This window comes from Dinghuibacter sp., assembly GCF_035492835.1.
In the GTDB taxonomy this organism is placed as follows: Bacteria; Bacteroidota; Bacteroidia; order Chitinophagales; family Chitinophagaceae; genus Dinghuibacter.
The window spans coordinates 1-11,352 of record NZ_DATJIY010000080.1; the positions used below are offsets into that span (position 1 = coordinate 1).

The 11,352-nt window shown below is 55.5% G+C and carries 8 protein-coding genes and 1 pseudogene; 3 read left to right on the forward strand and 6 right to left on the reverse strand.

Annotation, left to right across the window (positions count from 1 at the left end; all coding sequences use genetic code 11):
- Nucleotides 1–77: 77 nt before the first annotated feature.
- The 4 genes from VL547_RS07725 to VL547_RS07740 all read right to left on the reverse strand — a co-directional run bounded on the left by VL547_RS07725 (nt 78) and on the right by VL547_RS07740 (nt 5,265).
- Nucleotides 78–1,028, reverse strand: a complete 951-nt coding sequence (locus VL547_RS07725; RefSeq protein ID WP_325576961.1) for a hypothetical protein — start codon at nt 1,026–1,028, stop codon at nt 78–80.
- Between the two features lie 113 nt (nt 1,029–1,141).
- Nucleotides 1,142–1,435 carry a hypothetical protein gene (locus VL547_RS07730; RefSeq protein ID WP_325576963.1) on the reverse strand — a complete coding sequence of 98 codons (294 nt, stop codon included), beginning with the start codon at nt 1,433–1,435 and terminating at the stop codon, nt 1,142–1,144.
- A 5-nt stretch (nt 1,436–1,440) separates the two neighbouring features.
- Nucleotides 1,441–3,036, reverse strand: coding sequence for a hypothetical protein (locus tag VL547_RS07735; RefSeq protein ID WP_325576965.1), 1,596 nt, complete (start codon nt 3,034–3,036; stop codon nt 1,441–1,443).
- Nucleotides 3,037–3,201: 165 nt separating this feature from the next.
- Nucleotides 3,202–5,265 (reverse strand): hypothetical protein, encoded by a 2,064-nt coding sequence (locus tag VL547_RS07740; RefSeq protein ID WP_325576967.1) that lies wholly within the window; start codon nt 5,263–5,265, stop codon nt 3,202–3,204.
- Between the two features lie 107 nt (nt 5,266–5,372).
- Here VL547_RS07740 and VL547_RS07745 point away from each other — a divergent pair, with 107 nt between their 5' ends.
- Nucleotides 5,373–6,422 carry a hypothetical protein gene (locus VL547_RS07745; RefSeq protein ID WP_325576969.1) on the forward strand — a complete coding sequence of 350 codons (1,050 nt, stop codon included), beginning with the start codon at nt 5,373–5,375 and terminating at the stop codon, nt 6,420–6,422.
- On the opposite strand, the gene VL547_RS07750 is transcribed toward VL547_RS07745, so the two are convergent.
- The gene (locus VL547_RS07750) at nt 6,403–8,466 is read right to left on the reverse strand and encodes a hypothetical protein (RefSeq protein WP_325576971.1); all 2,064 of its coding nucleotides are present in this window, start codon (nt 8,464–8,466) and stop codon (nt 6,403–6,405) included. The genes VL547_RS07745 and VL547_RS07750 overlap by 20 nt on opposite strands.
- Nucleotides 8,453–9,619, reverse strand: a complete 1,167-nt coding sequence (locus VL547_RS07755) for a hypothetical protein (protein ID WP_325576973.1) — start codon at nt 9,617–9,619, stop codon at nt 8,453–8,455. Before VL547_RS07755 ends, VL547_RS07750 begins: the two co-directional genes overlap by 14 nt.
- A gap of 64 nt (nt 9,620–9,683) precedes the next feature.
- Between VL547_RS07755 and VL547_RS07760 the strand changes: the two genes are divergently transcribed.
- Both VL547_RS07760 and VL547_RS07765 read left to right on the forward strand, forming a co-directional pair.
- The gene (locus tag VL547_RS07760) at nt 9,684–10,961 is read left to right on the forward strand and encodes an amidohydrolase family protein (protein ID WP_325576975.1); all 1,278 of its coding nucleotides are present in this window, start codon (nt 9,684–9,686) and stop codon (nt 10,959–10,961) included.
- Between the two features lie 83 nt (nt 10,962–11,044).
- Nucleotides 11,045–11,352 (forward strand): annotated as a pseudogene (locus VL547_RS07765) (hypothetical protein); the annotation flags it as partial.

The following is an 11,352-nucleotide window of genomic DNA, read 5'->3' on the forward strand; positions in this document are numbered from 1 at the left end:
GGAGGGAGATCGGACGATCTCCAGGTAGCCATAGATGGTGTCTTCCGGACTATAAGGCGTGGTGGTCAGCTTTAGTTTTATCTGATAGCGATCCTGGTAGTGTTGCAGCCAGAAAAGACCCTTGGAGCGGAGAAGGTAGCCAAAAAGCTGGAGTAGCTTGCCTCCAGGACAAACCAGGACGTATTAAAGAACTCCTGCCCGAGGTCCTGGTTGGCATAGTTCTTTAACAGCCAGCCTCTCTTTTTGGGCTTATAGCTGATGATATCGGGGTACAGAAACGGGATGGCGCGGTTTATCCCCGTGTACACCTCGGAGTAAATATGCAGGGTCAGCTCGCTGTTTACCCGATAGCGCACGAATCCGCCGCCGGTAAAAAAGCGATCCCAGTTGTCGCCCAGCTGGAGTTTTTCCGTAAACCACGTAAAGTAGTCGTCGTACATCGTAAAGTTGAAGTCCTTTATATTCAGCGCCAGCATGAATACTTGCTGGGATCGGTTTCTGACCGTAGCGACGTTATTGAATGTCCCCCTCGGAGACACCGTAAAGGTGGTGCCCAGGGTGAAAGAGCTTTTATACCGGCAGAAGACCGAATTGGGCGTGCCAAGATAGAACGGCTCGATCTCCTGGTAGACGTAGTTCCGTCTGCTGATCTTGCAGGTCAACAGGGGAGAGAACATAAAGACGAGCTGTCCTTTCGAGCGGGAGTCCCTGGGTCTTGACACGTTATAGTAGTTCCCGAGAAAACGCGGGAAAAATCTATACATCAAGCCGGTATTCATGGAGTATTGGAGCAGGTCGGTCTCTTTCCAGTACCCATAGCTGAGGCCGATCGACAACCCTTTTTTGTGGGCATATATCAGGGAGGCCTTGAACATATCGTGGTAGGTGTTGCCTTCGGAGGCCAGCACGTTATCGACGTTGCCGTTGAACGCCCGTATGCCCTGCGCCGCCGCCCCGTTGGCCCATAGCAATATTAAGCCCGCGCACAGTATCGCCAGGCGGTTAGAGACATGCATAAAGGTGGGCATTGGATGACGATACCAAGCTACGGACCGGGGGAGGGGGGTACAAGGGTGTTTTAACGGTATAAAGAAAAAAGACCGCTCACAGGGCGGTCCTTTTTGATATATGTATAATAATGCTATTTCGCCGGAGGCGATGGGGGCTGGCGGTGGGGCCTGGCGGATACGGTACCTGAAATGCGGTGGATACCGATCTGATAGGCGTCAAGAAGCCTGGGGGACAAGTCGTCGGGGGGTAGCTCGCTTCCGTCCAGGTAGGAAGTGAAGAGCTCCGTGGAAATCCCCAATTTCCCGGCCATTTCCTCGTCCGCTATGCCTCTTTGCTCATTTTTTACGTGCCAAACCGCATCCTTAAAAGGTATTTGGTTGACTTCGTGTACACGTGATTCCTTTATAATAGGCTTCCGTTTCATAGCGTTTAAGGTACTAATTTCGGTGCAGGGGGAAGTACAAAAAAAGATTCATATTGGAACGGCAGTGAAGTGCTAACCAATACCCCTGCGCTGTTGTAAGTATACACAGTTTCCGTCACATTGCAACCCATGGTGACGGTACACGGCCCGGGATTAGGAAGCGGTGGTAATATGCTTGCGATAAAAGGAGAGTTCGCGGTGGCAACCATTATTGCCCATCCTCCTCCGGGCAGGTCAATGAGCTCCGGTGTACTAACCACTTCTGCGATCATATAATTGACGCCGACGTACAATCCGGTCCCGGGTATCTTTCTACGGCTCTTTGGATATGCTTCCCATTGATCCCTAAGGTCGCATTTATAGTATATATCCGGGGCTGAAAAGCGTGGATCACCGCCTGGCGCATCTCCATCGCCCGAATCCTCTTCATCGCCATATTCCAAGACGTCCTCCTCGGTCTCTTCGTCGTCATCGTCGCTGTCATCGTCATCGGCGTCGTCATCGTCGCTATCGTCATCGTCGCTGTCTCCGCTTCCGGGATCTCCGCCGTCCCCGCCTCCCTCTCCACCGTCCCCACCGCCGCCGCCATCGTCGTCGTCTCCGTCGTCGTCATCCTCGTCAAAGAGCTCGAGGTTTCTCGGATCGGGACCTATTGTGCCACCTTCTCCTCCTCCTTCTTCGTCGCCAGGGCCCTCCTTTTTGGGTACATAGTAAGGAATGAACCTATGGAAAATGGGCTTGGCCGGCGTATGAGGGAGCTTTGCAGGACTATTCCCGATGCTCTCCGGAAGAGGGGGATTTTGCGGCGCCGGAATAGTCACCATTGCCGGTACATGGGTCCTCTTCACGCCGCTGCGTTGGATATCCCCGACTACAGTGGAGAAAGACACAGGAGCAATGGGCTTGGGGCGCATCACCGGCATGTCCGCCGTCGGTCGCACGACGAGGTTGCCGGTATTGGATACAAATCCCGGGAGCGTTCGGTCGATGGCAACCATAGGGCCAGACACAACGGTGACCAGTGGTGTTGCCTTGATAGGGAGTGCAACGGGGTCGTTGCTGACGACCATAGCCTCCAGGTAGCCGTCCTGCAATGCGGTACCGGTGAACACGGGCTGTCCCTTCTTCAACAACCGGGCATTGAGGGGTATGACGCCATTGGATATGATACCGAGGTGCTTGTCGTACAAAGTATATTTGAGATAAGCGTGTACGCCTTTTCCCAGATGGGTGAGCTTACCAGCGGAAAGTGCCATGCCGGTTCCGATCACCGGCAATACGTAAGACCGCCTGGCGACCGTCGCTATTTTCTTGTCGCCTTCGGATTCGTGCTGGATAAGGCCATAGGCGGCTGTACCTGCTCCCAGTGCGCGCAGCCCATTGGTTAAAATGGAGCGGTTTTTCTCGCCAGGGAGGTTGACCCTGACAGAAAATGTATCTCCCTCATTTACCGGAATCATCGACTCGAGATCCGGAGCGGTTCCGACGGGTAGTGTGTCGGACAAACGGTTGTGATGCGGTCCTGCAACCGGAGTCGCGTGGTTAATCAGGGAAACCATAAATACGCCACAAACGGTAACGAAGAGGTAAAATTCCTTCATATACGTTAGCTTTAAAATGATTGGGCAATATGATTGATCGCCTTCCAGGGGAAGGTGTGAAACTTACGGGAAGAAAAAAGGGTGACCGGGAGAAAATAGTTAGTAAACCAAATATAATTTCATTTTTTTCGGAATGCAAGTAGTGCGAATGAAATTTATTTTTTGTTAATCGTGGATTTGTAGGAATCGTTCGATTGTGTCTTTAATGACAACAAAGTCTGCATTCCAAACGGAGCCTACGGCGACGAACGAGAGGAGCCCGAGCGTTGCGGCGGGTGAGACATGGTCCGGTATTGCCGACACTTCTTTGGCGGTGTGGTCGCGGCGAACGAAGATATGACCGTCCTCGAGGGTGATGACCAGGCCGCCCGATTGACTATGTTTGATCACCCGGGGGTTACCGGGATTGGCCGTTATGTATACGACATTGCCGGCCACAGTTTGATGCATGTCATATATGGGATCGACGTCGGCATTCAGTATGGCAAAACCGGATGACGATACACAGGAAGCGATAACGGTCGCCGCCCGGATTGAATCCTGGGTAGGACGATCTCCGAGGTCGGTAACGATCCCGATGTCGCAATATTGAAAGACAAGGCCGCGGGCCAGGACCTCCGACGCCGGGTAGTCAAGGACGACGGCGTCGACCGTGGGATCGCGTAACAAGAGGTGGGAGGCCTTATAACCGGAGGCGCTTTCCCTACTAACCGGAATGCCCCCGATAAAAATCCCCTTAGCAGTAGCGTATCCCATACAATATCCCATCCGCTCCCCGAGGCCGGCGATCAAATCGCAGCAACCCCGTTGGTCGCTCGTCGATGTGACGACAATAATCGGAACGCCTGAAGGTACGTCTGGAGGGAAAAGCATATCGAGCACTGTGGCCGCGACGTTCCTGGGCTGACCCACCGAGGGTTCCATATGGAGTCTGATGCCAGGTCCGGAATTAACTTCTATGATAGAGCCGTTATTGGCATGGTATGGGATGCTTACATCCGGTGATATAAAGTCCAATCCACAAATGTTCAGCCCTATGATCTTCGCAATCCTTTCCGCCAGGAAGGCGTTGTCAGGGTGAACCAAATCCGTGACGTCCTCGGTAGTTCCGCCGACGCTGGTGTTGGCGATGGCCCGGAGTGTCAGGGATTGCCCCTCAGGCAGTATCGAATCGGGTGTAAGCCCTTGTTTGCCCAACAAATACAGCATGTTTTCGTCTACCTCGAGGTCGGTCAACGGTTTTGAGTGGCCAGGACCCCTTCTGGGATCTCGATTGAGCCTGTGGATGAGCGCCTTGATCGGCACCTGACCATCCCCCGTGACAACGGGAGGGATCCGTTTGGTTGCGGCGATGAACTTGAATCCTATGACCAATAACCTGTAGTCTGACCCGGCAACGAATTTTTCTACGACCACACCTCCCTTGCGTGAAATAGGCTTGGCCGCATGGAACGCCCTGATCGCCTCCCGATAACCCGTCACCCCGGCACTGACGCCCCTGCCCTTGCTTCCGGTGGCTGGCTTTATGACGGCTGGGTAACCGGTCATTTCGAGTGCGTCCGCCAGGTCCTCCAGGTCCCGGATGCACCGCCCCTCAGGGACGGGGATGCCCATGGATTGGAGGAGCAATTTCGTCGTGAATTTGTTTCCCGCCATTTTTGACCCCAACAGACTCGTCCCATCGGTTGTAGACCTAAGGATCCTTTTTTGCCTGGATCCGTAACCCAGTATTAAGAGGGGACCGGTGCTTTGCGTCAGCCAGGGAATGCCCCGGCGTATGGCTTCTCCGACGAGGTAATTGGACAGCTGGTCGAGACCTTCATATTCGGCTAGTGCCTGCAAAAGCCGGATCTCGTGTGACAGGTTGGGTTCCTCTTTTTCCAGAATCGACTTCATGATCCTTACAGAGGCCTGCCCGGCAGCCATGCCCATGCCCTGGTGCTCATACTCAAAGGCCACTTCTGCGATCCGTCCCTTATCCGACAGGACTGCCGTAGAAAAGCTACACGTCGACCCGGCTGATTGTTGTAGGCTGGCCGCTATCTTCCCCAGCAGGCCAGCCCATGTTTCGTCCGGGGAATAGATGGTACCTAAACGCCGGAGACCCCGGTGTAGCAGGGTCTCCCCCGACGCCCGAATGTCCGCCTCTACACGCAGGGCGATCAATTTTGGGTGACTGGCGCTCCATACATTGGGACCCTGGAAGACGGCGGTTTCGAGAATGGTCACAAACGACGATTGTGGTGATGGTTAGGCAAACTAATATAATTTTATTTTCTTGTTTATGCAAGATGCCACGCGTTTGCATTTATCGTTTTTTTTGCTTAGGTTTTGAAATGGACAATCAAACGTACTATAACGCCGGACAGGCGTGTGTGGATTATCTTATCCGGCATTTGCATGTCTCGGGCCGGTTCGACTACGTGTTCGACCCGCGTACAGGGAAGAGCGGCAATGACTATAATTTGCTGAGACATGCGGGTACGTTGTACGCCTTGTTCCAGTGGTATCGTCTGACCGGTACGCAGCCTCCCCGGAAATTGTTGGACAAGGGCGTTGACTATCTTGAGACGTTTATTGAGAGCCATCCCACCGTCAGGTATCTGTCGGCAGTAGCGGTGAATGGTGAAGCCAAGCTTGGTGGCGCCGGGCTGGCCTTGCTTATGTATACGGAGCGGCAAGCCCTGACGGGTAAAACGGGTGACCTGAGGCTGATGCGCCAACTGGCGGAATTCATTATATGGACGCAGGAGCCATCCGGTAGGTTCCCGTCCATATACGTCTTACAGGAGCGCCGGTTCACCGACTTTTATTCGGTGTATTACCCGGGAGAAGCAATGCTGGGGCTACTCCGGCTTTACCGGGTCGACCCCGATCCCCGATGGCTCCAGGCCGTGATCAACGGGGCGCGTTACCTGCTGCTGGATCCCGTCATGCATGGGATGGTACGAGGGCACAACCACTGGTTTGTCACCACGCTTTCGGAATACCTGACTCTGGCTTATGACGATGAATTCTATAGGGAATTGTGGAAGATTGCGGATGCGACCATAAACTCGATCCCCCGGCGCATTCGTAAAAGGGGCTCTTCAGCGTCCATGGCTACCGTGGGGGAGACGGCTGTCGCCGGGTTATTGGCCGAGCTCGGCTTACAGCGATCCGCCCGGATAAGGTATCTGTCGGATGCGATAGATACTGTACTGGAGTATTGCCTGTCCCTGCAGGTAAAGCCCGGACAGTATGCCATCGGCGCCGGCGTGGGCGGCATCATGAAGAGCGCGGCCAGACGCGGAATAAGGATCGATTATGTGCAACATACGCTGCAGGTTATTTCCGGTTGCCTGATGGCGGACGCGATGAAAGCCGTCAGGGCATTCGCGGTATAGCGGTCTGGAGGACGGATTTTAAAAGGTCTTCCGATGCGGGCATCGTCGAACCCGCGGCGACAAAAGAAAGGAGATTGAAGATAGTCTCACTGGTGGTGTGCGGAGCGATGGAGGCGAGGCGGTGAGACAGGCCGTTTTTCCCTAAAATGATATAGTCCCCTTCCATGTAGACGGCGGCGGCACCGTTTTCGAGGTGCTTTTGCAGCCATACGTCCGGGGCGCCCGCGGATGTGTACACGATGGTGGCGGACGTCGCTAACGTACGGGTACGGGGATCGTCTGCATTCAACACAACGTGACCGGCAACCGTGGTGATCGCGGGAAGGACAGCGACGGCCCGGGCGAGCTCCGGCGGCGCATCCTCGCCCAGATAGGGGACGACTGCGATGTCGCAGTGCTGGAAAACCAATCCTCCGGTTAGGATGGCAGATGGTGGGCAATCTATGACTACCGCCTCCGGCGAAGGGTCCTTCAACAGGAGCTTGACCGACGATTGGTCGTTGCCGGGTCCTCTCCGGATGACAAAATCATCGATAAAAACACCATCGGAGGTGGCGCGACCGGTGCGGTAGCCACAAGCCCGCCACAACGTGGCGATCAGGTCACAGCACAGCCGGTTGTCACCCGTCCCCGAAACCGCGGCAATGGGTATGCGGAACTGGCTCCCTTCCGGAAAAAGCATGTCGATGACCGCCGCGGCTGCGTTTCTGGGTTGTCCTTCGGCGGGGTCCATGTGCAGCCGGAACCCAGGGGTGGAGTTGACTTCAATCACTGAGGCATCGTTCATGTGGTAGGGGACGCCGATGTCGGGGGAAATAATGTCGATACCGCATACGTTCAGACCCATGATCCGGGCGACCCGTTCCGCCAGAAAAGCATTCTCGGGGTGAACCTGGTCGGTGGCGTCCATCGACGTTCCGCCGGCACTGGTATTGGCGATGGACCGCAAAAAAAAGGATTGACCGGCGTCCAGGACGGAGTCCAGGCTCAGGTTGTTCTTGGACAGCGCGTAACGGAGGTTATCGTCGATGATTATCTCCGTCAGCGGGTGCGCGTAGCCCGGGCCACGCCTGGGGTCGCTATTGATCTTCTGGATCAGAGCCTTGACCGGCGAATGCCCATCCCCGGTGACCATGGGGGGCACCCGTTTGGCTGCGGCGACGAATTTATAATCCACCACAAGGAGACGGAAGTCCGAACCGGCGACGTAGCGTTCGACGATGATGGCGCCGGTTCGCGTCGCCTTTTTGGCGGTTCGGAAGGCATACACTGCGTCGTCGTAGTCCATGACCCCCACGATGATACCGTTGCCTTTGTTGCCGCCGGACGGTTTGACGACCAATGGGAAACCGACATGCCGTACGGCCTCGGCCAGCTGCGTGATCTCGAAGATCAGACGGCCGGGCGGTACGGGAACGTCCATGGATGCGAGCAGGTCTTTGGTATGGTCTTTCTGACCGGCAATACGATGACCCACGATATTGCTGGTATCCGTAGCGGTTTTTGCGATCCTTCGCTGTCGCGCGCCGTAACCCAGTTGAATCAGATAAGCATCATTGAGGCGTATCCAGGGAATACCCCGTTTTTGCGCCTCCCTGACCAAAAATGAGGTCGATTCGTCCAGCCGTCCGGTCGCCCACACCCGCTGCATGGCCAAAAGCACTTCATCATAGTCAAAGGGCTTGTTGCCTAACAACGCCTCGGCCATCTTTATGGCGGTTTCTCCCGCCATGAGCCCCAGCGGTTTCAATCTGTATTCGAAAACGATGTAGGCGTCGCTCCCCTCCCGCAGGTGTATGGCGGAGTTAAAGGCGCAGGATGCTCCCGCGGCCTGCTGCAGCTGTATGGTGAGCTGCGCAAGGGCCGCCGCCCAGCCGTTCGTGACGTCGACGCCTGTTTTTTTCAGGCCGTGTTGGAGCCGGGAACCTTTTATGGCGTACGCTGCTTCCTCAGGGTCGAGCGCTACGTGCATAACGATCAATCGGTCGTGCAGGAGACTCCAGGCATTGGGACCTTTTAACAGGTTGGTTTCAAGGATTTGCATGGCGGGGGGTTACCTGGTACCAGGGTATGTGCAGCCAGCCGGAGTGGAGCGACACCTCGACCGTGTCGCCAAGGTTCACTGCGTTATAAAGGCGCCGGCCGACGGAAGTTTCGAAGGCGCCGGTCATAGGTCCCCAGGGACTCAGGGTTAGATAATAAGATGTAGATCGGCCATGGGATACGCGTTGCCCGGTGACGGCCGCCGGGTACACCTCGGGGTGGGTTTTGTCGAGAGCGCCGTTGAGGCCTATGACGCCGCCGATGCTATAGGGTACAGCGGCAAAGGCCATGACAAGCAACTGGACTCCGATCTGTCCGAAGGCTCTATTGAAGCCGCACGCATAGTTCAGCGCCACCAAAACAATACTTACGGTCAGCACGAAGGGCCAGACAGACTTATAGTGGAGCACTTGGTAATTGCTTAAGGTCAGGACCAGGAGTATCATGGAAGGCATGATCATACCTACGAAGAGCGCCTGGATGACGCTTTTTTTGGTGTTGGAGAAAAAGCGGATCAACCCTTTGCTCGTCGCCATGATATAAAGACCAACGAGTGGGTAGAGCAGGGCTATGAGGATTGTCCATTTGATGTCTCTAAAGACAAGCAGGAGAAAGAATGCGAAACTGCCAAAGTTATAAACCGCGGCTATGTTCTTTGCCCGGCGGAGGGTCCGTTTCCTTTCTTCTTCGTTGGCGCCATACTGATCGTCGTTCAGGGCGGCTTTTGTCTCCTGTTCCAGGATGGATGCGTCGAGGTCTTTGAGGCTCCTCCGGATGGCGGTCATTAGTTCTCCGGAATAGTCGGAATAGGCGCCGATAGTAAGGTCTTTTACGCCTGCGCTCCCGGACACGAGGCGAAGGGATTTGTTTTTGTCACCGGTGATCCGAAAGCCTTTTATATCGCTAAGCTGAATTTCCTTTTGGGAAAACCCATTGTTATATCGGATGAAGTCGTCGCCTACTTCCACCTTCCGCCGGAAGGCGTAGTAAACGAAAAACGCCGCCGCCGCTACGAATACGATGACCGCGACGATAGTCCCGGCGCCGGGCGTGCGCGCTTGCCTGAGAATAAGGCCGAGTATGAACAGGAAGAAAAGGGCGAAGACGGAGTAAAGTATCCTGGTGAAGGCGGTTGTGCGGTATTCAGTGATCATGTTGGGTGAATTACGTACCAATATAGGAATATTGTTATATTTTAGGAAGCAAACACGCTCCCATATGATAAAGCTCTACCTCTCCCTGGCGCTGGCGCTGCTGGCGGGTCCCCTACTTGCGCAGAAAACGTATATACAATGCGGTAAGATGATCGATGTGACGGCGTCGGCGGTCCGGTCGCAGGTGACGATCGTTGTCGAAGGCGGGAAGATCGTCGACGTACAGCAGGGCTATACCGGCGGTGGGGCGGGGGACACGGTGGTGTCCCTGAGGGACAGGACGGTGATGCCGGGGTTGATCGACTGTCACGTGCACCTGGAGTCGCAGTTCAGCAAGAACCAGATCGCGGAGACCTTTATCCTCACGGACGCGGACATCGCATACCGTGCTGCGGTATTTGCGCGGCGGACATTGATGGCGGGTTTTACCACGGTGCGCGATCTGGGTGGCAGCGGGGTGAACATCTCCCTGAGGAAAGCGGTGGCGCAGGGACTGGTCGATGGTCCGCGGATTTTCACGGCCGGCCGGGCCATTTCGGCGAGCGGCGGTCATATGGACAACTCCGTCGGCTTCAGGGACGACGCCTTTAACCATAAGATGGGACCCGATGACGGCGTGGCCGACGGCAGGGACGAGCTGGTAAAGGCGGTGCGGCTTCAGGTCAAGCGCGGTTCGGACGTGATCAAGATCGCCTCCACCGGAGGGGTGTTGGACTTGAGTGAAAACGGCTCGGGGGCGGAGTTCACCATCGACGAGATCAAGGCGGTAGTGGAAACGGCCAAAGATTATGGATTGAAGGTGGCCTGTCACGCGCACGGGGCGGAAGGCATACGCCGGGCCATCCTCGGCGGCGTCGCTTCGATCGAGCACGGCACTTTTATGAACGACGAGGACTTCGAGCTGGCCAAGCAGCACGGGACGTATCTCGTACCCACGGTGATCGCGGGGAAATCGGTGTCGGATTCGGCGAAGATACCGGGTTACTTTCCTCCCGTCATCGCCCGTAAGGCCATAGAGGTAGGGACCCAGATCCAACATACGTTTGGCCGCGCCTATAAAGCCGGGGTCAAAATCGCGTTTGGGACCGACGCTGGCGTCTATGCCCATGGCAAGAACTACCTGGAGTTCCAGTATATGGTGGAGGCGGGTATGCCGCCGATGGAGGCCCTGCGGTCGGCGACGGTAAACGCTGCCGACCTGCTTGGTATTACCGAATTGACAGGGAGCATCGCCAAGGGGAAGTTGGCGGACATCATTGCGGTGGATGGGGATCCCCTGCAGGATATCCATGTCATGGGAAGGGTTGTCTTCGTGATGAAGGAGGGGAGGATCTATAAATAATAGACCAATATCAGTGTTAGGGATGTTTAAAGTCATGCTCTCCCGGCGCCGAAAACCGGAATTTTCGGGTAAAACCGGGATGTATGCAACCCAATGAAGTCCTGAAATCGAGTTTTCTCGACATATTGTACGATGGCAAGAACAAATCGTACGGCTCTTATGCCCTGAGGACGGGCTATACCAAAAGAATGTTGTGGGCGCTGTCTGCCACCCTCGTGCTGGTGGCCGGTGCGTCGACTGGAATGTACCTGCAAAACCTGTGGAACAGGGATCGTGTTCAGACACATTTCCAGGTCACGGACGTTGCGCTGACGGATGTACGGGAAAAACAGCAGACGCCGCCACCCGTATCATTGCCGCCGCCTCCGGTGCATTTGGCCCCTCCAAAGAT

Coding starts and splice junctions, on each gene's coding strand:
- VL547_RS07725 (WP_325576961.1), bottom strand. CDS start 1,028: ATGCCCACCTTTATGCATGTCTCTAACCGCCTGGCGATACTGTGCGCG.
- VL547_RS07730 (WP_325576963.1), bottom strand. CDS start 1,435: ATGAAACGGAAGCCTATTATAAAGGAATCACGTGTACACGAAGTCAAC.
- VL547_RS07735 (WP_325576965.1), bottom strand. CDS start 3,036: ATGAAGGAATTTTACCTCTTCGTTACCGTTTGTGGCGTATTTATGGTT.
- VL547_RS07745 (WP_325576969.1), top strand. CDS start 5,373: ATGGACAATCAAACGTACTATAACGCCGGACAGGCGTGTGTGGATTAT.
- VL547_RS07750 (WP_325576971.1), bottom strand. CDS start 8,466: ATGCAAATCCTTGAAACCAACCTGTTAAAAGGTCCCAATGCCTGGAGT.
- VL547_RS07755 (WP_325576973.1), bottom strand. CDS start 9,619: ATGATCACTGAATACCGCACAACCGCCTTCACCAGGATACTTTACTCC.
- VL547_RS07760 (WP_325576975.1), top strand. CDS start 9,684: ATGATAAAGCTCTACCTCTCCCTGGCGCTGGCGCTGCTGGCGGGTCCC.